The 22,929-nt window shown below is 74.1% G+C and carries 17 protein-coding genes; 10 read left to right on the top strand and 7 right to left on the bottom strand.

Annotated features, from left to right (window positions below; translation table 11 throughout):
• The first annotated feature begins 51 nt into the window (after positions 1-51).
• Positions 52-4,791 carry a hypothetical protein gene (locus ACF068_RS22445; protein WP_392276031.1) on the top strand — a complete coding sequence of 1,580 codons (4,740 nt, stop codon included), beginning with the start codon at positions 52-54 and terminating at the stop codon, positions 4,789-4,791.
• A gap of 134 nt (positions 4,792-4,925) precedes the next feature.
• Here the strand turns inward: ACF068_RS22445 and ACF068_RS22450 are convergent, their stop codons facing one another.
• Positions 4,926-5,336: a hypothetical protein gene (locus ACF068_RS22450; RefSeq protein WP_392276032.1), complete on the bottom strand. Its 411-nt coding sequence runs from the start codon at positions 5,334-5,336 to the stop codon at positions 4,926-4,928.
• Positions 5,337-5,708: 372 nt separating this feature from the next.
• On the opposite strand from ACF068_RS22450, the gene ACF068_RS22455 reads away from it, so the two are divergent.
• The 4 genes from ACF068_RS22455 to ACF068_RS22470 are packed head-to-tail and all read left to right on the top strand — an operon-like array spanning position 5,709 to position 9,900.
• Positions 5,709-8,435 (top strand): nitrate- and nitrite sensing domain-containing protein, encoded by a 2,727-nt coding sequence (locus ACF068_RS22455; RefSeq protein ID WP_392276033.1) that lies wholly within the window; start codon positions 5,709-5,711, stop codon positions 8,433-8,435.
• Positions 8,432-8,869, top strand: a complete 438-nt coding sequence (locus ACF068_RS22460; RefSeq protein WP_392276034.1) for a roadblock/LC7 domain-containing protein — start codon at positions 8,432-8,434, stop codon at positions 8,867-8,869. The genes ACF068_RS22455 and ACF068_RS22460 overlap by 4 nt, the downstream gene beginning before the upstream one ends.
• Positions 8,870-8,879: 10 nt before the next feature.
• The gene (locus ACF068_RS22465; protein WP_392276035.1) at positions 8,880-9,308 is read left to right on the top strand and encodes a DUF742 domain-containing protein; all 429 of its coding nucleotides are present in this window, start codon (positions 8,880-8,882) and stop codon (positions 9,306-9,308) included.
• Positions 9,289-9,900 (top strand): ATP/GTP-binding protein, encoded by a 612-nt coding sequence (locus tag ACF068_RS22470; RefSeq protein WP_392276036.1) that lies wholly within the window; start codon positions 9,289-9,291, stop codon positions 9,898-9,900. The genes ACF068_RS22465 and ACF068_RS22470 overlap by 20 nt, the downstream gene beginning before the upstream one ends.
• On the opposite strand, the gene ACF068_RS22475 is transcribed toward ACF068_RS22470, so the two are convergent.
• The gene (locus tag ACF068_RS22475) at positions 9,890-10,801 is read right to left on the bottom strand and encodes a M15 family metallopeptidase (RefSeq protein WP_392276037.1); all 912 of its coding nucleotides are present in this window, start codon (positions 10,799-10,801) and stop codon (positions 9,890-9,892) included. The genes ACF068_RS22470 and ACF068_RS22475 overlap by 11 nt on opposite strands.
• A gap of 45 nt (positions 10,802-10,846) precedes the next feature.
• Here ACF068_RS22475 and ACF068_RS22480 point away from each other — a divergent pair, with 45 nt between their 5' ends.
• Entirely contained in the window at positions 10,847-11,350 is a 504-nt protein-coding gene (locus ACF068_RS22480; RefSeq protein ID WP_392276038.1) for an NUDIX domain-containing protein, read from the top strand.
• 70 nt (positions 11,351-11,420) lie between these two features.
• Here the strand turns inward: ACF068_RS22480 and ACF068_RS22485 are convergent, their stop codons facing one another.
• Positions 11,421-13,793 carry a glycoside hydrolase family 31 protein gene (locus ACF068_RS22485; protein WP_392276039.1) on the bottom strand — a complete coding sequence of 791 codons (2,373 nt, stop codon included), beginning with the start codon at positions 13,791-13,793 and terminating at the stop codon, positions 11,421-11,423.
• A 225-nt stretch (positions 13,794-14,018) separates the two neighbouring features.
• On the opposite strand from ACF068_RS22485, the gene ACF068_RS22490 reads away from it, so the two are divergent.
• Entirely contained in the window at positions 14,019-16,004 is a 1,986-nt protein-coding gene (locus ACF068_RS22490; protein ID WP_392276040.1) for an acetoacetate--CoA ligase, read from the top strand.
• Positions 16,001-16,564 carry a GNAT family N-acetyltransferase gene (locus ACF068_RS22495; RefSeq protein ID WP_392276041.1) on the top strand — a complete coding sequence of 188 codons (564 nt, stop codon included), beginning with the start codon at positions 16,001-16,003 and terminating at the stop codon, positions 16,562-16,564. The genes ACF068_RS22490 and ACF068_RS22495 overlap by 4 nt, the downstream gene beginning before the upstream one ends.
• Position 16,565: 1 nt before the next feature.
• Here ACF068_RS22495 and ACF068_RS22500 read toward each other — a convergent pair whose 3' ends face one another.
• A complete protein-coding gene (locus ACF068_RS22500; protein ID WP_392276042.1) occupies positions 16,566-17,885 on the bottom strand; it encodes an aminotransferase class I/II-fold pyridoxal phosphate-dependent enzyme in 1,320 nt (439 codons plus the stop codon).
• A 112-nt stretch (positions 17,886-17,997) separates the two neighbouring features.
• Between ACF068_RS22500 and ACF068_RS22505 the strand changes: the two genes are divergently transcribed.
• Complete coding sequence (locus ACF068_RS22505; RefSeq protein WP_392276043.1) at positions 17,998-19,218, top strand: MFS transporter; 1,221 nt, start codon at positions 17,998-18,000, stop codon at positions 19,216-19,218.
• Positions 19,219-19,231: 13 nt separating this feature from the next.
• Positions 19,232-20,122 carry a hypothetical protein gene (locus tag ACF068_RS22510; RefSeq protein WP_392276044.1) on the top strand — a complete coding sequence of 297 codons (891 nt, stop codon included), beginning with the start codon at positions 19,232-19,234 and terminating at the stop codon, positions 20,120-20,122.
• An 84-nt stretch (positions 20,123-20,206) separates the two neighbouring features.
• On the opposite strand, the gene ptsP is transcribed toward ACF068_RS22510, so the two are convergent.
• From ptsP to ACF068_RS22525, 3 genes are all read right to left on the bottom strand, one after another.
• Positions 20,207-21,877: a phosphoenolpyruvate--protein phosphotransferase gene (ptsP, locus tag ACF068_RS22515; protein ID WP_392276045.1), complete on the bottom strand. Its 1,671-nt coding sequence runs from the start codon at positions 21,875-21,877 to the stop codon at positions 20,207-20,209.
• Between the two features lie 82 nt (positions 21,878-21,959).
• Positions 21,960-22,409, bottom strand: a complete 450-nt coding sequence (locus ACF068_RS22520) for a PTS glucose transporter subunit IIA (protein ID WP_392276046.1) — start codon at positions 22,407-22,409, stop codon at positions 21,960-21,962.
• 286 nt (positions 22,410-22,695) lie between these two features.
• A partial coding sequence (locus ACF068_RS22525; RefSeq protein WP_392276047.1) for a hypothetical protein occupies positions 22,696-22,929 on the bottom strand: 234 nt, incomplete at its 5' end.

Genomic DNA, 22,929 nt, shown 5'->3' on the forward strand with positions numbered 1-22,929 from the left:
ACGCCCACCTGACACGCGCACCACGACAGTAACGACTGAGAGTCCGCCGACATGTACGAGTTGTCCCGGGTCCGCCTCTACTCCATCGGGCCGGCCGGTGCGCGGTACGCCGACACCGTGCTGGACCTGCGCGGAGTGGGCGCGCCCGTGCCCAACCCCGCCCCCACCCAGGCGGAGTTCTTCGAGGACGAACCGGTCGGCCCGCCGCGCCGCCCCGCGCCCGCGGGCGTGCTCTTCCTGGAGAACGGCGGCGGCAAGTCCGTCCTGCTCAAGCTGATCTTCTCGGTGATGCTGCCCGGCCACCGCAACACCCTCGGCGGCGCCAGCTCCGGCGTCCTGCGCAAGTTCCTGCTCGCCGACGACTGCGGCCACGTGGCCCTCGAATGGCAGCACACCCTCACCGGCGAGCTCGTCGTGGTCGGCAAGGTCAGCGAGTGGCGCGGCCGCCAGGTCTCCAACGACCCGCGCAAGTTCGCCGAGGCCTGGTACTCCTTCCGCCCCGGACCCGGTCTCGGCCTCGACTCCCTCCCGGTCGCGGAAGCCACCTCCGTACGCCCGCCCGCCGAGGGCATCTCCGGCGCGCAGGGCCGCCGCCGCACGATGAAGGGCTTCCGCGACGCCCTGACCGAAGCCGGCAAGGCGTACCCGCACCTGGAGGTGTACTGGGAGGAGATCCACGACCGCTGGAACGAACACCTCGGCGACCTCGGCCTGGACCCCGAACTGTTCCGCTACCAGCGCGAGATGAACGCGGACGAGGGCGAGGCCGCCGGCCTCTTCGCGGTCAAGAAGGACTCCGACTTCACCGACCTCCTGCTGCGCGCGGTCACCGACACCCGCGACACGGACGGCCTCGCCGACCTGGTCAGCGGTTTCGGCAACAAGCTGGGCCGCCGCGCCGAGCTCACCGCCGAACGGGACTTCACCGCCGGGTCCGTCGACCTCCTGGGACGGATCGTCGAAGCGGCCGGCACCCGCGCGCGTGCCCGCGACGTCCACGCCGGGGCCGAGCGCCGCACCCGCACGCTCGCCCACCGCCTCTCCGCCCGCGCCGCTCAGGAACGCGGCCGCGCCGCCGAGCTGGCCCGGCAGGTCACCGCCGCCGCCCACACCGTCACCGAGACGGAGGACGCCCGCGCCCGCAGCTCCCTGATCGCCGCCGAGCTGGCCTACCGCCACGCCTCCCTGGCCCTCACCGCCGCCGAGAAGGGCGCCGCCGCCCAGCGGCGCGAGCTGATGGACGCCCGCACCCTGCACGCCGCCTGGCAGGCCGCCGAGGCGGTCCTCAGGCACCGCGCCGCCGCCGACCGCTCCGCGCGCGTGGCCGCCGCCATCCGCGAGGCCGAGCGCGACGCCGCCCCCGCGCTCGCCGCCCGCGCCAAGGCCGCCGCCGACCTCGTACGCGCCCTGCACACCGCCGCCGAGGAGGGGGAACGGCAGGCGGCCGAGGAGGAGGAGCGCTCCGCCGCCCTTCAGGAGGCCGGGGAAACCGCCCACCGCGACGCCACCGCCGCCGCCACCGAGGCCCAGCGCGCCCGCAGCGAAGCGGGCCACCTGCGCCAGCGCCTCGCCGAGGTGGAGCAGGAGACGGCCGAAGCGGTACGCGCCGGCTGGCTCGACGACACCGCCCCCGACGCCGACCCGGCCCGCGCCGCGCTCGCCGCCAGCGACGCCGAGAAGACCACCGTCGCCGCCTGGGACACGGCCCGCGACGCCGCCCGCGCGGCGGCCGACCGGGCCCGCGAGGCGGCCGCCGCCGAGTCCCGCGCCGAACTGGCCGCCGCCCGCGCCGCCGACGCCGCCCAGGCGGCCGACCACGCCCACCAGGCCGAGCGCCGCGCCGCCGAGGCCATCGCCGCCGAGGAACGCCTCGCCGAGCTGCTGAGCCTGCCGTCGGCCACCGGCCCGTCCGCCGCCGAACCGCCCGGCACCGGCCCGGCCGGTCCCAGGGCCGCCGTCCCGGGCCCCCGCCAGGGCACGGACACCGGCCCGGGCGCCGGGGACGACGACGGCCACCCCGGCGGTCACGGCGGGACGCCCGCACCCGCGCGCACGGCCCAAGGCCCCCTCACCGTCGAGGAGTTCGACCGGTACGCGGACGACCTCCGCGAGCTGCTCGACCAGGGCATCGCCTCCGCCGAACGCAAGCTGTTCGAACTGCGCACCGCCGCCGCCGACGACTCCCGCATCCTCGGCGCCCTCGGCGACGGCGGGCTCCTGCCGCCCGGCCCCGACGTCCTCGCCACCGTCGAGTACCTCGGCGAACAGGGCATCCCCGCCCTGCCCGGCTGGCGCTACCTCGCCCAGGCCGTCGACCCCGCCGACCACGCCGCCGTGCTCGCCGCCCGGCCCGAGCTGGTCGACGGCGTGGTGATCACCGACCCGGTCTCGTACGCCCGGGCCCGCGAAGCCCTGGCCGGCGCCGCGCTGCTGCCGCGCTCCGCCGTGGCCGTCGGCACCGCCGCCGCCCTCCTCGCCCCCGTCCCCGGACAGACCGGCGCGGACACCGACGTCTTCCTCGTCCCGCCCAACCCGGCCATGCACGACGAGCACGCCGCGGACGAGGAGCGCCAGGCGCTGCGCGCCCGTGCCACCGCCCGCGACGAGGAGATCCGCACCCTCGCCGCCCGCCTCACCGGCGACCGCTCGCTCGCCGCCCGCATCGGCTCCTGGCGCGCCGACTGCCCGCCCGGCATGCTCACCGAGCTGGCGGAGGCCGCCACCACCGCCCGCGCGGCCGCCGAGGCCGCCGAGGTGGCGCTCGCCGAAGCCCGTACGGCACGGGCCGAGGCCGACGAGGCGGCGGCCGACACCGCCCGGGTCCGCGACGAACGGCAGGAAGCCGCCCAGCGGGCCCGCCGGGTCGCCGACGCCCTCGCGGGACTGGCGTTCCGGCTGCGCGAGCGGGCCGGCTGGCAGGCGCGGCTGCGCGAACTGGCCGACGAGACCGCCGAGTACGAGGCCCGCGCCCAGACCTGCCTGGAGCGGGCCCGCGCCGCCGACGAGGACCGCCGCGCCGCCCAGCGCGCCGCCGACGACGCCCACCGCACCGCCCGCGCCCTGCGCGCCGAGCGGGCCGAGATCGCCGGCGCCCCCGAGACCCTGCCCGCGCAGGACGCCGACGCCCCGCGCGTACCGCTCGCCGCCCTCCGCGAGGCCTACCGCGCCGCCTCCCAGCTCTACGAGAAGGTCGGCGTCGGCGCCGACCTGCGCGCCGAGCAGGCCCGGGCCGAGAGCGACGAGAGCGCCGCCCTCGCCGAACTGGACCGGCTCACCAACAAGGTCCGCACCCGCGCCGCCCAGCTCCTGGAGAGCCCGGACGGCGCCGACGGCCCCTCCCGCCAGGCCGCCGCCGCTCGCGCCGAGTCCCTGGTGCAGATGCTGGAGACCCGGGCCTCCGAGGCCAGTGAGAAGCTCGGCAGGCTCCGCGGCGAGGCCGAGCGTCTGGCCCCGGAGGACGGCGAGGCGCACACCGAGCTGCCCGGGGAGCTGGTGCCCGCCGACGCCGACCACGCCCAGTCCCTCCTCCGCACCGCCACCACCGAACTCGCCACCCACACCGACGCCCTGGAGACCGCCCGGGCCACCCACGCCCGGCTCCTCCAGGCCCACCGGGCCGCCGAGGACGCGGCCGGCGGCTTCGACGAGACGGCCGCCCTCCTCCGCGACCTGCTCAGGGAGCACCCCGACGAGGACCAGGAGACGCCGGAGCCCTACCCGGGCAGCCTGGAGGAGGCGCGCCGGTCCGCCGCCGAGGCCCGGCGCTCCCTGCGTGGCTGCGCGGCCGACCTGTCCGCCGCCGACGCGGCCGTACGGGAGGCGTCCGACATCCTCGTACGGCACGCCAACTCCACCCGCTACGAGCAGGTCCGCACCCCCGCCCGCCAGCAGATCCGCGAACTGCCCGCCTCGGCCCTGCCCGAGCACGCCGCCAAGTGGGCCGACGCCTTCGCGCCCCGGCTGCGCGTCCTCACCGACGAGCTGGCGCAACTGGAGCGCAACCGCGAGTCGATCGTCGACCGGCTGCGCGGCCTGGTGGAGTCCGCCCTGGCCACGCTCCGCTCGGCGCAGCGCCTCTCCCGGCTCCCCGAGGGCCTGGGGGAGTGGTCGGGCCAGGAGTTCCTCCGCATCCGCTTCGAGGAGCCCGACCAGGCCACGCTCGTCGACCGGCTCGGCGAGGTCATCGACGAGGCGACCCGCGCGGCCGTCAGGAAGAACTCCGACCTGCGCCGGGACGGCATGTCCCTGCTGCTGCGCGGTGTCCAGGCCGCCCTCGAACCCAGGGGCGTGGCCGTGGAGATCCTCAAGCCGGACGCGGTGCTGCGCGCCGAGCGGGTCCCGGTCGGACAGATGGGCGACGTCTTCTCCGGCGGCCAGCTCCTCACCGCCGCCATCGCCCTCTACTGCACGATGGCCGCCCTGCGCAGCAACGACCGGGGCCGCGACAAGCACCGGCACGCCGGCACGCTGTTCCTCGACAACCCGATCGGCCGCGCCAACGCCACGTACCTGCTGGAGCTCCAGCGGGCGGTGTCGGACGCGCTCGGTGTTCAGCTTCTCTACACCACGGGCCTCTTCGACACCACCGCGCTGGCCGAGTTCCCGCTGGTCATCCGGCTGCGCAACGACGCGGACCTACGGGCGGGCCTGAAGTACATCAGCGTGGAGGAGCACCTCCGCCCCGGCCTGCCGCAGCCCCCGGCCGAGGGGGAGACGGTCGTGCACGGGGAGATCACCGCCACCCGCATGTACAAGCGCACCCCGGACCCGGTGCCGGCGACCACCGACTGACCCGGAGGCCACCGACCGGCCCGTCACCGGCCCGGCGGCCCGTCACCGGCCCGGCGGCCCGTCACCGGCCCGGCGGCCCGTCACCGGCCCGGCGTCAACCGGCCGGCCCGTCACCGTACGGGCCGGCCGGGCGGTCACGCCCTCGACAGCCGGTTGTCGCCCGCGCCCCGCCGCCCCCGTATGCGCGCCGTCGCCCGGGCCTCCGCGCGGGCGGCGCGCCGGGCCCGGCGCCGCTCACGGCGCAGCCTCCGCGCCGTACTGCTGGGGGTCGACACCACACCGTGCCGCTGGTTCCACACCTGCCGGGTCACCCACACGTCCAGCACGGCCCAGGTCGCGATCACCGTACTGGCGACACTGCTCAGCACCATCGGGAAGGCCAGCCAGGACGTGGTGACCGTGCAGAAGAACGCCACCATCGCCTGTATCAGCGTCAGCGCGACGACGAGCACGGCACGCACCGCCGCCGAACGCACCGCGTCCGGCAGCCTGGGCCTCCCCACCGGCTCTTCCACCCACAGTTCGCGCCGCGCTGCCGTCTCCATCCGAACCGCCACTCCCCACGACCGACCGTCTCAAAGGTGGCTGCCCCTCTTCGGCCGCTTTACGCCGAGGTTTCTCGCCTCCCCGCACAGGAGGACGAACGGCCGGCGGTGAAGATTCCCTCGGAACATGCAATTCCAGCCATCCCCCATCGAATCGGAAATGACGCTCCGCCAGGTGTCCTCCGACACACCCCATGGGTCACCGTGGCGAATAGCAGGACAACTCACGATCTGCGCGTCCGGCTGCGGCTGAAAATCGCCCGGACGTCCCTTCGAGTTGTCCGTGGTGCAGTAGTAGGCTCGCGCCGTTTGTTGATGTGTTGATGTGTACACCCACGCCGGACGACCAGGCGGGTGCGAGTGGGGGAGGCCATGCGCTTTCGCGGGAAGTCGATCCGCAGGAAGATCGTGGCGTTGCTCCTCGTGCCGCTCCTGTCCCTCACCGGCCTGTGGGGGTTCGCAACCCTCATCACGGGCCGGGAGGCCGGTCAGCTCCTGGACGTCGGCTACATCGTCGAACGGGTGGGGCACCCGCTCGAGGAGACCATCCACGTCATCCAGCAGGAACGCCGCCAGACGCTGATCTACCTGGCCGACCCCCGCGCCGCCGAGGCCCTCCCCGTGCTGCGCCGCGACCGCGTGGCCACGGACCGGGCCGTCGCCAGGATCCGGGAGAACGCCAAGGACCCGGGCGTCCTCGACGCCCTCAGCGCCCAGGCGGCCCGCCGGCTCCGCTCCCTCACCGCGGGCTTCGACGACCTCACCGCGCTGCGCCGCTCCGTGGAGAGCCGCGCCGTCGGCCGCGTCCAGGCACTGGAGTTCTACAACCGCCTCGTCGACCCCTGCTACAGCTTCCTCAGCAACCTCCACGCGCTCGACAACGTGGAGATGGACAAGGAGGGCCGCGCCCTGGTCGGCGTCGTCCGCGCCCGGGAGATGCTGTCGCGCGAGGACGCCCTGACGGTCTCCTCCCTCATCAGCAAGCGGCTCACCGCCCAGGAGGTTCGCGCCATCTCCGACCTCGTCGCCCACCGGGAACTGCTCTACGAGGTCAACCTGGAGCTCATGCCCGGCTCCGAACGCCATGTCTTCCAGTCCTACTGGCGCAGCCCCCGCACCGAGCCCCTCCGCGACGCGGAGGACGCGCTCCTCGCCGCCGGCGCCACCGACGAGCCCCGCACCATCGACGCCGCCAGATGGCAGGAACTGGCCAATCCGGTCCTCGAAGGCCTCGCCCGGGAGAACACCGAGGCCGGCAACCGCTACCAGGACCGCGTCGAACCCGTCGCCCACAGCGTCCTGTTCAAGGCGGGCGTGGCCGGTGTGCTCGGCTTCCTCGCCGTCCTCGTGTCGATCGTCGTCTCCGTACGCATCGGGCGCGCGCTCGTGCGCGACCTGCGGCGCCTGCGCAAGGAGGCCCAGGAGGTCTCCGGCGTACGGCTGCCCAGCGTGATGCGCCGCCTCGCCGCCGGGGAGCACGTCGACGTCGAGACGGAAGTGCCCCACCTGGAGTACGAGAAGGACGAGGTCGGCCAGGTCGGCCAGGCCCTCAACACCCTCCAGCGGGCCGCCGTCGAAGCCGCCGTCAAGCAGGCCGACATGCGCCGCGGCGTGTCCGAGGTCTTCGTCAACCTCGCCCGCCGCAACCAGGTCCTCCTCCACCGCCAGCTCACCCTCCTGGACACCATGGAGCGGCGCACCGAGGACACCGAGGAACTCGCCGACCTGTTCCGCCTGGACCATCTCACCACGCGTATGCGCCGCCACGCGGAAGGCCTGGTCATCCTCTCCGGCGCCGCGCCCTCGAGGCAGTGGCGCAAGCCGGTGCAGTTGATGGACGTCGTACGGGCCGCGGTCGCCGAGGTCGAGGACTACGAGCGCGTCGAGGTGCGGCGGCTGCCGCGCATCGGCGTCGGCGGGCCCGCGGTCGCCGACCTGACCCACCTCATCGCCGAACTCCTCGAGAACGCCACCGTGTTCTCCCCGCCGCACACCGCCGTGCACGTCCACGGCGAGCGGGTCGCCAACGGCTTCACCCTGGAGATCGACGACCGGGGCCTCGGCATGGCACCCGAAGCCCTGCTCGACGCGAACCTGCGCCTCGCGGAGACCCCCGAGTTCGAGCTCTCCGACACCGACCGGCTCGGCCTGTTCGTGGTCAGCCGCCTAGCCCAGCGCCAGAACGTCCGCGTCTCGCTCCAGCCCTCCCCGTACGGGGGCACCACGGCGGTCGTGTTCATCCCGGCCGCGCTGCTCACCGACGCGCCCGAGACGCAAGGCGCCGGATTCCGGCTCGACCGCAAGGGCGGCAAGGACGCCCCGCGCCGGCGCGCGGCCCTGTCCAAGGTGCCCTCCGGCCTGTCGGCCGCCACCGGGCCGTCCGTACTCGACGGTCCGGTCGAACTGGAGGCACCCGTCGGCGCGCTCGGCCTCGACGACCGGCTCGCCGACCTCGGGACCCTCGATGAACGGCTCGGCGACCTGGAGGAGAGCGAGAGCGAGCGCGGCGGCCTCTTCCGCGCCCGGCCCCCGCTGCGTCCCGTGTCCGGCCACCGCGCGGAGCCCGAGCAGCACCAGCAGGCCGCCGACCGCACCCATGAGCGCCCGTCCGGCGGCCCCGTACCGCTGCCGCGCCGCAAGCCCCCGACGCTCGTCGCCCACCGCGGCCGGCGCCTGGACGAGGGCGGCCGTACGCATCCCGCGCCGGAGGAGCCCGCGGCACCCGCCGGGCCCACCGCGCCCGGGCCCACCGCGCCCGAGCCCGCCGCGCCCCCGCCCGCCGACGACGCGACCCTCCTGCTGCGCGGCCTTCCCCGCCGCGTACGCCAGGCGAGCCTCGCCCCGCAACTGCGGCGGACGGCCGGACGGGCCGCCCCGGACGACCCGGGCGCGTACGCGGACGGGGGCACGGCCCCGGACAGGGCCACGGACACCGAGCGCGACGCCGAGCGCGAGGCGGAAGAAGTACGCAGCCGCATGGCCGCGATGCAGCGGGGCTGGCAGCGGGGACGCAGGCACAACGCCGAGAGCACCCCGCCCGCCGGCCACGACGGACCAGCACCAGCACCAGGAACGACACCGGAGGGGGACGGTCGATGACCGCACCGAACGCCGCAGCACCCAACTCAACCGGCTCGACCGGCGAGCTGAACTGGCTCCTCGACGAACTGGTCGACCGGGTGGGTTCCATCCGCAAGGCACTGGTGCTCTCCAGCGACGGCCTCGCCACCGGGTCCTCCAAGGACCTCAGCCGCGAGGACAGCGAGCACATGGCGGCGGTGGCCTCCGGGTTCCACAGCCTCGCCAAGGGCGTCGGCCGGCACTTCGACGCCGGTCGCGTCCGCCAGACCGTCGTCGAGCTGGAGGAGGCCTTCCTGTTCGTCACGGCCGCGGGTGACGGGAGCTGCCTCGCCGTGCTGGCGGACGCCGATTCGGACGTCGGTCTCGTCGCGTACGAGATGACGCTCATGGTCAAGCGGGTCGGGGCCCACCTCGCGACGGCACCTCGGACCGGACTGCACGCCGGAGGGTGAGGGGGATGCGATGAGTGACGCAGGAGGGCGGCACAGCCGGACACGGGTCCGGGACCGCCATGAGCCGCACCACTGGTTCGACGACGACGCGGGCCCGGTGGTCCGCCCGTACGCGATGACACGCGGCCGTACCAGCAGCGCCACCCGCCACCGCCTCGACCTGATCGCGGTGGTCGTCCCCGAGCCCGCGGCCGACGACCCCGGCCGTGACCAGACGCTGTCACCGGAACACGTGGAGATCGTGGAGCGGTGCAGCGACCTCCCCCGGTCGATCGCCGAGCTGGCCTCCGGGCTGGACCTCCCCGTCGGGGTGGTCCGCGTCCTGGTCGGCGACCTCGTCGAGGACGAACTCGTCCACGTAACCCGTCCCGTCCCGCCGGCCGAACTGCCGGACGTCAGCATCCTCCGTGAGGTGATCAATGGCCTTCGGGCGCTCTAGCACCGGCCGCAAGAAGCGACCGGTCGAGCCGGTGACACTGAAGATGCTGGTCGCCGGCGGATTCGGGGTGGGCAAGACGACACTGGTGGGCGCGGTCAGCGAGATCCGGCCGCTGCGCACCGAGGAGACCCTCACCGAGGCGGGCCGGCCGGTCGACGACCTGCACGGCGTGGAGTCCAAGTCCACCACCACGGTGGCCATGGACTTCGGGCGCATCACGCTCCGCGAGGACCTGGTGCTGTACCTCTTCGGCACGCCGGGGCAGGACCGCTTCTGGTTCCTGTGGGACGAGCTCGCGCAGGGCGCCCTGGGGGCGGTGGTGCTGTGCGACACCCGCCGCCTGGAGGACAGCTTCGCGGCGATCGACTACTTCGAGCGCCGGGGCATCCCGTTCGCGGTGGCCGTCAACTGCTTCGAGGGCTCGGCCCGCTTCCCGGCCGAGTCGGTACGGGCGGCACTCGACCTCGACCCCGAGGTGCCGCTGATGATGTGCGACGCGCGCGACCGGGAGTCGGTCAAGGCGGTCCTGGTCGCCGTCGTCGAGCACGCCATGACCCTCGCCGCCCGCACCCGCGAGCCGGTCACCACCTGACGACCCCGCTGGCCCGTACCCCCATGGACAGGGGTACAGGCCGCCCAGTCTCCGCACGCCGGGCCGTGGCAGGGTGCCCGGCCACGGACCGCAGTGACACGGGGAAGTCGAAGTAGGTGGCGGGGAACGGTTCCGGCTTGTACGTGAAGTGCCACCACTCCTCCGGGAGGTTGGCGAACCCCTCCGTGCCGAGCGTCCCCTTCAGTAGCTGCCGGTTCGCCCGCTGCGCCCCCTGGACGCGCGGGTCGTCCGTGTGGGACAGCGTGTCGAAGCAGTCGAAACCCGTCCCCATGTCGATGGAGTTGTCGGGGAAGCGCTCCTCCCGTGGGGCGTGACAAGGGACCAGCCGCTCGCCCGGCACATAGGGGCGGGTCGGCACGGCGGGCAGCTTCACGATCGTCAGGTCCACCGTGGACCCCCTGCTGTGCCCGGAGTTCTCGGCGATGTATCCGTCCGCGAACAGCCGGGACTTCGCGACGAGCGGATAGAACTCCGCTTTCATCCGCTCGTCCTGGAGGTCCTTGGCCCACCGCACGAAGTGGTCCACCGCCCGCTGCGGCCGGTAGCAGTCGTAGACCTTCAGCGAGTGGCCCTGTCGCAGCAGCCGTAGCTGGGCCCGGTGCAACGCCTCGGCGGCGGGACGGGTCAGGATGCACACCGGCTGCCGGTAGCCGTCCACCGGCTCGCCCACGAAGTTGTGTTCCGTGGTGTAGCGCATCTCCTGGATGATCGTCGGGTCGACGGACCGCAGGGCCACGAACTCCTCCGGGGCCTTGGGCTCGGGGGTGGCCCGGGCGGTGGGCGCGCCCGCCGTCGACACCAGGGCCAGCGCGGCGGCGGCCGTCAGCAGGGCGGGGACAAGGGCACGGACAACGGGCAGCGAGGAAGCACGTCGTGTCATGCGCCCCGTCTATCAGGCCCGGCGGGATGGGTACAGTCCCTCTCCGTGAAGGACTCCCACTGCACCGGTTGCGGCGCCCCCTACGCGGCGGGCGCCGGCTGGCCCCGCGCCTGCGCGCACTGCGGCGACGTCGCCTATCGCAACCCGCTGCCCGTCGCCGTGGCCCTGCTGCCCGCGACCGACGCGCGCGGCACCGGGCTCGTCGTCATCACCCGCGCCATCGAACCCCGGCGCGGCGGCACCGCCCTGCCCGGCGGCTTCATCGACCACGCCGAGGACTGGCGGGAAGCGGTGGTGCGGGAGCTGAGGGAGGAGACGGGGATCGAGGCGCCGGCGGGTGACGTGACCCTCGCCGACGCCATGAGCTCGCCCGCCGGCCACCTGCTGCTCTTCGGCCTGCTGCCCGAACGCCCGGCCGCCGCCCTCCCGCCCTCCGTGCCCACCGACGAGACGACCGGCCACCACCTCCTGCACGCCCCGGCGGAACTGGCCTTCCCCCTCCACACGGCAGCGGTCGCCAACTGGTTCGCGGGCCGCTACCCCGGCTGACCCCTACGCACGGCAGGCCCCGTCCCCACCCGCGACCCCCACGCACCACCCGCCCCACACTCCACCCCCCTCACCCCGACCCCGCCCCCACCCCCCGGATCCGCACGCCCCGTTCGACCTCCACCGCCCCGTCGTCAGTCACCCGCTCCACCACGACCCGCCCGTCCACCACCCGCGACCGGTACCGCTCGATCTCCGCCCCCGCCCACCCGTCGCCGGCGTCCCGCACCACCAGCCCGCCACCGGTGCGCCCCACGGCCGGGGCCCACACCTCCAGCGCGTCCGCCCCGTCCCCGTCCCGCACCGGGATCACCGCGCCCGCGCGGGCGAGCACCGGAACGCGCGACAGCGGCGCGTCCACCAGCACCTGCCCGGGCCCCTCGTACGCCCGCTCCGTGGCCGTGTCGTACCAGCGGCCGCGCGGCAGCCGTACCGCCCGCCGGTCCGTGCCGCGCGCGAACACCGGCGCCACCAGCAGCGCGTCGCCCAGCAGGAACGCGTCCTCGCAGTCCCGCAGCGCCCGGTCCTCCGGGGAGCCCCACCACACCGGCCGCACGTAGGGGGCACCGGTGAGGCGCGCCAAGTGCGCCAGGGTCACGAAGTAGGGCCGCAGCCGCTCCCGTTCGGCCAGCGCCTCCCGGGCGTGCTCCAGCACCTTCGGGCCGAACTCCCACGGCTCGCGCCGCCCCGCGTCGATCGCCGCGTGGGTGCGGAACAGCGGCAGCCAGGCACCGAGCTGGAACCACCGCAGGAACAGCTCGGGCGTCGGACTCCCGTCGAACCCGCCGACGTCGGGGCCCGAGTACGGCACCCCGCACAGCCCCAGGCCCAGCACCAGCGACAGCGACGCCCGCAGCCCCGGCCACCCCGTGGACACGTCGCCCGACCACGTCCCGCCGTACCGCTGCATCCCCGCCCACCCGGAGCGGGAGAACAGGAAGGGCCGCTCGTCCGGGCGCAGCCGCCGCAGCCCCTCGTAGCCCGCCCGCGCCATCGCCAGCCCGTACAGGTTGTGGGCCTCCCGGTGGTCGCCGCCCCGGCCCTCCAGGACGTGCCGGGCCGAGCGCGGCAGCGTCATGTCACCGAACGGCGTGAAGGAGACGGGCTCGTTCATGTCGTGCCACACCCCGGAGAAGCCCCGCGCCAGCCGTTCCTCGTACAGGCCGCCCCACCAGTCCCGGACCGCCGGATCCGTGAAGTCCGGATAGACGCAGTCGCCCGGCCACACCACGCCCCGCACCTCGGCACCCCTCCCGTCCCTGACGAACGCCCCCGAGGGCCCGACCGCGCGGCCGCTCTCGTAGACCGGGTTCCCGCGCTCCGCACTGACCCCCGGGTCGACGATCGACACCAGCCGCACGCCCTCTTCGCGCAGCTCCCGCGCGAGCCCGGGCAGGTCGGGGAACCGCTCCTCGTCCACCGTGAAGACCTGGTGCCGGTCGTAGTGGTCGATGTCCAGGTGCAGCACCGACAGCGGCAGGTCCCGCTCCCGGTAACCGCCCACCACCCGCCGCACCTCCTCCGCACTGCCGAAGCCCCACCGGGCGTGCTGCGGCCCCAGCGCCCAGGACGGCGGCAACGCGGGGGCGCCCGTCAGCACCGTCCAGCCGTGCAGCACGCGCGCGGGGGTGCCGACGACCACCCAGCAGCGCAGCGGCCCGCCGCTCATCCGCACCTCGCTCGCGCCCGGCCGGTCGTGCCCCGAGCCGGCCCCCTCCTCGCCCTCCCGCAAGGAGACCTGGCCGTCCCAGGAGTTGTCGTGGAACGCCAGGTGCGTGCCCGCGTCCGACACCACCAGTTGCACCGGCATGGTGATGTACAGCGGGTCGTCACCGGGCGCGAAGCTCCCGCGCGGGTCCGTGTTCCACAGCCGGTACGTCCCGCTGCGCAGCCGCGGCCCCGACGCCCGCCCGCCCAGCCCGAAGAACCGCGCGTCCGCGGGCACCTCCGAGCGCTGCACCCACCGCGAGGGGCCCCCGGAGACCGGCTCCCACCACCGGGGAGGCAGGTCCCGGCGCAGCACCACCCCGCCCGGTGTGCGGACCTCCACGGCGCCGTTGCGCGACACCGCCACCGTCACCCGCTCCGACACCACCCGCCAGCCGCCGCCCTTGTCGGGCTCCAGTTCCGCCCGCGGATCGGGCTCCGGCGGCCGGCCCGCCAGCGCGTACGACGGCAGCGGTTCCGCCCCGTCCCAGCCCCAGAACACCGTCCCGCCGACGAAGACGCACACCCGCACCGACGAGCGGGCGAACCGCACGGTCCCCCCGCCCGGCATCGGCTCCACACCCTCCACGGGCCCCGGGACCCGGGCGCGCTCCGGTCCCGCCGGCGGCAGCCCCCGGGCGTCCGTACGCCGCTGCCGCCACGCGGACCGCATCGCCCGCAGCCCCCGTACCGTGCCGAAGATCCTCACCGAGCGCACCAGATCACGACCGTCCATGACGATCACCCTGCCACCCGGCCCCGGGGCCGCGCGGCCCGTTCAACCTGCGTTCACCCGTGGCGGGAGCACATGTTCATCCCGCCGGCCATGGGTGGTGAGCCCTGGTGCGAACAACGATCACATGGCATCGTCCTGCTCAGCCGCGTCACGCGCACACCCCCGCACGTGCGCGGGACCCACGCATGACCCGCGTACAGGGACGTACAGCCAGGGAGCAGCCCCATGACCACAGAGCACGCCCAGCCCGAGCCGCTCTGGAAGCCCGACCAGGACCGCGTCGACACGGCCGCGGTCACCCGTTTCCAGGCCTGGGCGGCCCAACGGCACGGCGCACCCGCGGACGGCGGTTACCCCGCACTGCACCGCTGGTCGGTCGACCACCTCGACGCCTTCTGGCAGGCGGTGGCCGAGTGGTTCGACATCCGCTTCTCCACGCCGTACGAGCGGGTCCTCGGCGACCGCTCCATGCCCGGCGCCCGGTGGTTCCCCGGCGCCACGCTCAACTACGCCGAGCACGCGCTGCGCGCCGCCGCCGACCGGCCCGACGCGCCCGCCCTCCTGTACGTCGACGAGACGCACGAGGTGACGCCGATCGGCTGGGCGGAGCTGCGCCGCCAGGTGGGCTCCCTCGCCGCCGAGCTGCGCGCCCTCGGCGTACGCCCCGGCGACCGCGTCAGCGGCTACCTGCCGAACATCCCGCAGGCCGTCACCGCCCTCCTCGCCGCCGCCGCCGTGGGCGCCGTGTGGACCTCCTGCGCCCCCGACTTCGGCGCCCGCAGCGTCCTGGACCGCTTCCAGCAGGTTGAGCCCGTCGTCCTGTTCACCGTCGACGGCTACCGGTACGGCGGCAAGGAGCACGACCGCCGCGACACCGTCGCCGAGCTGCGCCGCGAGCTGCCCACCCTCCGGGCGGTCGTCCACATCCCGCTCCTGGGCACCGAGGCCCCCGAGGGCGCCCTGGAGTGGTCCGCCCTCACGGCGGGGGACACGGAGCCGGTCTTCGAGCAGGTGCCCTTCGACCACCCCCTGTGGGTGCTGTACTCCTCCGGCACGACCGGCCTGCCCAAGGCGATCGTCCAGTCCCAGGGCGGCATCCTCCTCGAACACGTCAAGCAGCTCGGGCTGCACTGCGACCTCGGCCCCGAGGACCGGTTCTTCTGGTACACCTCCACCGGCTGGATGATGTGGAACTTCCTCGTCTCCGGCCTGCTCACCGGCACCACGGTCGTCGTGTACGACGGCAGCCCCGGCCACCCGGACACAGGCGCCCAGTGGCGGATCGCCGAAATCACCGGCGCCACCCTGTACGGCACGTCCGCCGCGTACGTCATGGCCTGCCGCAAGGCGGGGGTCCACCCCTCCCGCGACTACGACCTGTCCCGGGTGATGTGCGTCGCCACCACCGGCTCGCCGCTCCCGCCCGACGGGTTCCGCTGGCTGCACGACGAGGTGCGCGACGACCTGTGGATCGCCTCCGTCAGCGGCGGCACCGACGTGTGCAGCTGCTTCGCCGGCGCGGTCCCCACCCTGCCGGTGCACATCGGCGAGCTCCAGGCCGCCTGCCTGGGCACCGACCTCCAGGCCTGGGACCCGCAGGGCAAGCCGGTCGTCGAGGAGGTGGGGGAGCTGGTGGTCACCAGCCCCATGCCCTCCATGCCCGTCCACTTCTGGAACGACCCCGACGGCAGCCGCTACCACGACAGCTACTTCGACATGTTCCCCGGCGTCTGGCGTCACGGTGACTGGATCACCATCACCGACCGCGGGTCGGTCGTCATCCACGGCCGTTCCGACTCGACCCTGAACCGTCAGGGCGTCCGCATGGGGAGCGCCGATATCTACGAGGCCGTCGAGCGCCTCCCGGAGATCCGCGAGTCCCTCGTCATCGGCCTGGAGGAGCCCGACGGCGGCTACTGGATGCCCCTGTTCGTCCACCTCGCCGAGGGCGCCACCCTGGACGACGACCTCGTCGACCGCATCAAGCGGACGATCCGCACCCAGCTCTCCCCGCGCCACGTCCCCGACGAGATCATCCAGGTGCCCGGCGTCCCGCACACCCTCACCGGCAAGCGCATCGAGGTCCCGGTCAAGCGCCTCCTCCAGGGCACGGACCTGTCCAAGGCGGTCAACCCCGGCTCCGTCGACAACCTCGATCTGCTCCGCTTCTACGAGGAGCTGGGCCGCGCCCGCGCCAAGAGCACCCGATGAGCTCGTTCTGGACGGGTCGGCGCGTACGGCTGCGCGGGATCGAGCCCGAGGACTGGCAGGGCTTCATGGAGTTCGACGCCCACACCGGCCACCAGCGCGCGGTCGACGTCCTCCACCCGCCGCGCTCCGCCGAGAGGTACCACGCGTGGGCGGCCGAGGAGGCCGTCGCGCCGCCCACGGGCGACTCCTTCCGGCTCGCCATCGAGGCCCTGGACACCGGCGAACTGGTGGGCGCCCTGTCCACCCATGACGCCGACCCGCGCACCGGCCGGTTCCGGTACGGCATCGGCATCGGCGGCGACCACCAGCGGCGCGGCTACGCCGCCGACGCCGTGGTCCTGCTGCTGCGCTTCATGTTCGGCGAGCGGCGCTACCACAAGTGCGAGGCGGGCGTCTACGCGTTCAACGGCGCCTCGCTCGCCCTGCACCGGGCGCTCGGCTTCACCGAGGAGGGACGGCTGCGCGACCACGAGTTCTTCGCCGGGCGCCACCACGACCTGGTGCTGATGGGGATGACGGCTCCGGAGTTCGCCGCCCGCCATCCCTTCGAGCAGCTCTGACTCAACCGCCGTACATGGCCTCGGACCCGCCCAGCACCGCGGCGAAGTCCGAGGCCAGCCGCGCCGCGTCGGCCGGTTCCAGCTCCGCCGTGGTGACCCGTACGCCCGTGGCCGCGGCGATGCGGAACCGGGCGCCCGCGGCGACCCACCAGCCGCACGACCGCAGCCCGTTGACCACGGCCGACTCGTCCCGCACCGGCACCCACACGTTGAACCCGCTCGCCCCGTGCGCCCCGATGCCGTGCCGCGCCAGCCCGGCGACCAGCGCCTCGCGCCGCTCGGTGTACACCTCCCCGGCCCGCTCGACGAGCCGCCGCACGTCCTCGTCCGCCAGCAGCCGCGCGGTGGTCTCCTGGAGGACGTGACTGATCCACCCGGACGTCAGCAGCAGCCTGCCGTCGTGCCGGGCGAGCGTGGTCCCGTCGCACGCCAGCGCCGCCCACCGCAGATCGATCCCCAGGTGCTTGGACACCGTCCGCACATGGGCCCACCGGGGCAGCCCGGCAGCCGCCAGTGAGTACGACGGCGCACCCGACACGTCCGCGTTGTGGTCGTCCTCGACGACCAGCACCTCCGGGAAAGCGCTCAGGACGTCCGCCAGCGCGTCCCGCCGTTCCCGGGAGAAGCAGCCCCCCATGGGGTTCTGGCCGCGGGGGCTGCACACCACCGCCCGGACGCCCGCTCGCAGAGCGGCCCCCAGCGCCTCGGGGAGCATGCCCCGGTCGTCCACCGCCACCGGCACCATCCGCAGCCCCAACGCCGGTACCAGGTCCAGCAGATGGTGGAAGCCCGGGTCCTCCACGGCCACCGAGTCACCCGGCTTCAGCTCCGTCGACAGCAGCCGCCCCACACAGTCGAGCGCGCCGTGCGCGAACGTCACCCGCTCCGCCGGCACCCCGTCCCGCGCGAACCACTCGCGGGCCAGCGCCTCCAGCGACGCCAGCCTCGGTGCCGCCCGGTGCGAGCCGGGCACCGGCGGCACGGGGGACGGCGGACGCAGGACGGGCAGGAACGCCGGGTCGGGGTGCCCGCCCGCCAGGTCGCGCAGGCCCGCCGGCACCCTCGGCGGCCGCCGTGAACCGACCGCCGGCGTCTGCGCCACCACCGTCCCGCCGCGGCCCCTGGTCACCACGATCCCGCGCTGCCGCAGCTCCCTGTACGCCGTCGCCACCGTGCCGGGACTGACGGCCAGCTCGTCCGCCAGCCTCCGCACCGGAGGCAGTGCCACCCCGGGCCCCAGCGCCCCCTCCGCCACCGCCCGCTCCACGGAAGCTGCGATTCCCCTGGCCGTGGACCCAGTGATCGAATATTGTGCTGCCACGTACTGAACTATGTATCAATACATAAGTCTCGTCAAGGGGGAGACGGTGGACCCGCACAAGCGCCCGACCGCACGCGCAGAGCGCATACCAGGAGGCCGCGACGGCCGCCGCATGCTGCTCGTCTCATTCATCGACAAGATCGGCACCGGGCTCTGGACCACCGCCCTCCCGCTCTACTTCACCCACGTCACCGGCATGTCCGTCGCCCGCGTCGGCCTCCTCATCGGCCTCTCCGGCGCCATCGGCATCGCCGGAGCCCCCCTCGCCGGACGCCTCGCCGACCGCTTCCCCGTCACCCGCGTCCTCGTCGGCGCCCAACTCCTCCGCGCCCTCGCCCTGCTCACCCTTCTCACCACCCACACCTACGCACTCCTCCTGCTCTACTCCGCCATCGGCGCCCTCCCGGACCGCGCCTCCAACGTCCTCACCAAGCTCTACGCCGCCCGCATCGCCGGCCCCCACCGCGTCCGCTACCAAGCCCTCAACCGCACCGTCTCCAACCTCGGCTGGGCCTTCGGCGGCCTCGGCGCGGCCGCCGCCCTCGCCGTCGCGACCACCACCGCCTACCAGACCCTCCTCATCGCCAACGCCCTCTCCTACGCCCTCATCGCCGCCCTCACCCTCCGCTGCGCCGAACCGCCGTCCCCCTCCCGCATCGCCACCCGCTCCGGCCCCCACGCCACCCCCACCCCACCCGCCCCACCCTCCAACCCCTGGCGCGACCGCACCTTCCTGCTCTTCACCGCCACCGAAGCCGCCCTCTTCCTCGACGACGCGATCCTCCAGGTCGGCATGCCCCTGTGGATCGTCCACGCCACCGACGCACCCGCCGGCCTCGCACCCCTCCTCCTGGTCCTCAACTCCGTCCTCGTCGTCCTCTTCCAAGTCCCCCTCGCCCGCTTCGGCGCCACCGCGGCCGCCGCCCGCACCCTGCTGCTCCCGCTCGCCCTCCTCTTCACCACCGGCTGCCTCGCCCTGGCCGCCTCCGCCGCCGGCCACGGCTGGACCACGGTCACCGCCCTCACCGTCGCCGCCGTCGCCCTCACCTTCGCCGAGATGGTCCACGCCACCGCCTCCTGGGAACTGTCCGTCGTCCTCGCCCCCACCGACGCCCAGGGCGCCTACCTCGGCGTCCACGGACTCGCCGCCTCCACCCAGCGCAGCGCCGGCCCCCTCCTGGTCACCGCCGTCATCGCCGCCGGCCCCCTCGCCTGGCCCCTGCTCGGAGCCGGCTTCGCCGCCACCTGCCTCGCCCAGCACCGCCTGGTCCGCCACCGCCTCCCCGAGGCCCCACTGTCAGTGCCCCCGATTACGGTGAGTGAGAACCGATAGACAAGGGGGAACCATGGCACGCACCAGCACCACCACGACCATGCGACGCGCACTCCGCCGGGAAGCAGCGAGCACCGTCGGTCTCCTCGCCGACCCGATCGATTTCGCGGCCATGCGCCGCTACCGCACCTTCCCCTTCGACGACCACGACACCTACCTCCGCCAGGTCGACAAGCTCCTCCGCACCCTCGCCACCCACGGGGGACACACCACCGTCGCCCTCTTCGACCCCGAGGACTACGCCGACTACTGCGCCGAGACCGGACTCGACCCCGACACCCCCGCCGGCCGCAGCCGCTACACCGCCGAGATCGGCACCACCGGCGCCCGCGTCCCCTACACCGGACAACCCGTCGACCGCCTCGTCCCGCTCCTCGTCCAGCGCGCGGTCAGGCAGGCCACCTGGGAGTACGCCACCATGCTCCTGACCGACCTGGGAGCGTGCGCCGACTGCGGCCAGGACATCGGCCGCACCGCCTTCGACCGGGCCTCCCACCTCCTGACCCGGCTCCTCGAAGCGGCCGGACCCGGCACCCACCACCTCGTCTGCAGCGTCCCCGCCGACGAACACCTCCTCGCCGTCCTCCACACCGAACGGCCCAGCACCGGCCCCGCCCGACTCGACCCCACCGAAGGAGCCGAGTTCGTCACCGTCCTCGCCGCCGGGATCGCCCTCGAACGCCCCGGCGGCCTCGTCCTCCGCACCACCGCCCCCGACACCCCGGACCACGTCCACGGCTGGCGCCTCGACCGGGGACACCTCGTCCCCCTCACCGCCGCCGAGGTGTTCAACGCCTACTGCACCGACGCCGACACCGGAGATCCCCTGCCACCCGAACCCGGCGTCGCGTACCACGCAGGATTCGACATCACCACCGACGACCCCTGGCCCGGCCACCACTGACCGCCGGACCAAAGGAGAAGGGGCTTCCCCGCCACACGGCGGGAAAGCCCCTCCACACGAACCGGCGAACCGGCCCCGACCGGCCTACTCCCCGGACAGCACCGCCTGCGCGGCCAGCCGCGCCTCCTCGGCCGAATCCGTCGCCCGAGCGGCCGCCGCCGCCCGCTCGCACTGCGCCAGCGTGTGCTTGGCCAGCGTCGCCCGGACGTACGGGATCGATGCCGCACCCATCGACAAGGAAGTGACGCCCAGCCCCGTCAGCACACAGGCGAGCAGCGGATCGGACGCCGCCTCACCGCACACGCCGCAGCTCTTGCCCTCGGCCCGGGCCGCCTCCGCGGCCAGCGCCACCAGGTCCAGCAGCGCCGGCTGCCACGGGTCCTGCAACCGCGACACCGCACCCACCTGCCGGTCCGCGGCGAAGGTGTACTGCGCCAGGTCGTTCGTCCCCAGCGACAGGAACTCCACCTCCTGGAGGATCGACCGCGCCCGAAGCGCCGCCGACGGGATCTCCACCATGGCACCGAACTTCGCCCGCAGCCCCGCCTGACGGCACGCGTCCGCGAACGCCTTCGCGTCCGCCCGGTCGGCCACCATCGGCGCCATGACCTCCAGGTACACCGGAAGGCCCTCGGCCGCCTTCGACAGCGCCGAAAGCTGCGTCCGCAGCACCTCCGGGTGGTCCAGCAGCGTCCGCAGACCCCGCACGCCCAGCGCCGGGTTCGGCTCGTCGGCGGGCGTCAGGAAGTCCAGCGGCTTGTCCGCACCCGCGTCCAGCACCCGCACGACCACCCGGCCCTCCGGGAAGGCCTCCAGCACCTTGCGGTACGCCTCGATCTGCTTGGCCTCCGACGGCGCCCGCTCGCTGTCGTCCAGGAACAGGAACTCGGTACGGAACAGACCGACGCCCTCGGCCCCCGCCTCCACCGCGGCCGGCACATCGGCCGGCCCGCCCACGTTCGCCAGCAGCGGCACCTTGTGGCCGTCCGACGTCGCCCCCGGACCGGTCGCCGCCGACAGCGCCGCCTTGCGCGCGGCCGCCGCCTCCTCCAGCTCCGCCCGCTTCTCCGCGCTCGGCTCCACGAAGATCTCGCCGGTGCTGCCGTCCACCGCGATCACGGTGCCCTCGGCCAGTTCACCGGCCCCCGGCAGCGCCACCACGGCCGGCACACCGAGCGCCCGCGCCAGGATGGCGCTGTGGCTGGTCGGCCCGCCCTCCTCGGTCACGAAGCCGAGCACCAGCGTCGGGTCCAGCAGCGCGGTGTCGGCCGGCGCGAGGTCCCGCGCGATCAGCACGTACGGCTCGTCGCTGTCCGGCACACCCGGCATCGGCACGCCCAGCAGCCGGGCCACGATCCGGTTCCGCACGTCGTCCAGGTCCGCCACCCGCCCCGCCAGGTACTCCCCGGCACCGGCCAGCAGCGCCCGGTAGGCGGCGAACGCGTCGTACACGGCCCGCTCGGCCGTGCTCCCCACGGCGATACGACGCTCGACGTCGGCCATCAGCTCGGGGTCCTGCGCCATCATGGCCTGCGCTTCGAGCACCGCCTGCGCCTCACCGCCGGCCAGGTTGCCCCGCGCGATCAGATCGGCCGCCACGGCCTCGACGGCCTGACGGGCACGCCCCTGTTCGCGCTCCGCCTCCTCGGCCGGGATCTGCTTGGCCGGCGGCTCCAGGACCGCCGTGCCCATGTGGCGGACCTCGCCGATCGCCACCCCGTGGCTCACTCCGACGCCCCGCAGCGTTGTCTCCATTACACCTGTCTCCGATCGAGTGGCGGCCGGACCGCCACGTTGAATGTCCCGCCCCGGTGCCGCCGGCACGACGGCAGTGACGTCACCGCCAGGAGAAGAGGGCGTCGCCGGCCTTGACGCCGCCGTCCTCGATGACCTCGCTCAGGGAGTCGGCGGTGGCTTCCAGGGCCACGATCGGGCAGATCGGCGACTTGCCGGCCGCCTCGACGGCCGCGGGGTTCCAGCGCACGACGGCCTGGCCGCGCGTCACGGTGTCCCCCTTGTTCACCAGCAGCTCGAAACCCTCGCCATTGAGCTGCACGGTGTCGATGCCCAGGTGCGTGAGCACACCATGCCCTTCGCCGTCGACGACGACGAAGGCGTGCGGGTGCAGGGACACCACGATGCCGTCCACGGGAGCCACGGCCGCCGAAGCCTCGCGCACGGGATCGATGGCCGTACCCGGGCCGACCATCGCCCCGGAGAAGACCGGGTCGGGTACGGCGGCGAGGCCGATGGCGCGGCCCTCGAGCGGCGACGTCACGGTGGTCATGGGGAGCCTCCCAGGGGGTGGAGATGTGTGTCGCCGCCCCTACCTGTCCTGGACGGCGTACTGATCAGAAGCGTATGTCATGAGAAGTCCGGGTTACGCCCGATAAGTCCGGGTTGGCGGACCTAGGGACTACCGGCAACGATTTGCCTCAACTACCAACGGGCGGTAGGGTCGTACCCCTGCTTGGCCACGACGCAACTCTGAGTCGGAGGCCGGCAGCGACTCTCAAGCGGATCCTAACTGGTCTACACCACTGGTCTACACCTCTGTGTGCTCGGTGGGGTGGTCAGGGGGTCGGAAAAACGCTGATAGAGTCGGAACCGCCGGAAACGGAAAGCGCGAAAGCGAGCGAACTCTCCGGCACCAACCCGCTCCAGCGGGTGGCGGAAACGGAAAACGGATCTGCTAGACTGGAAACACGAAATACCGAAGGGAAGCGCCCGGAGGAAAGCCCGAGAGGGTGAGTACGAAGGAAGCGTCCGTTCCTTGAGAACTCAACAGCGTGCCAAAAATCAACGCC

The sequence above is a fragment of the Streptomyces sp. NPDC016309 genome, from assembly GCF_043077235.1.
In the GTDB taxonomy this organism is placed as follows: domain Bacteria; phylum Actinomycetota; class Actinomycetes; order Streptomycetales; family Streptomycetaceae; genus Streptomyces.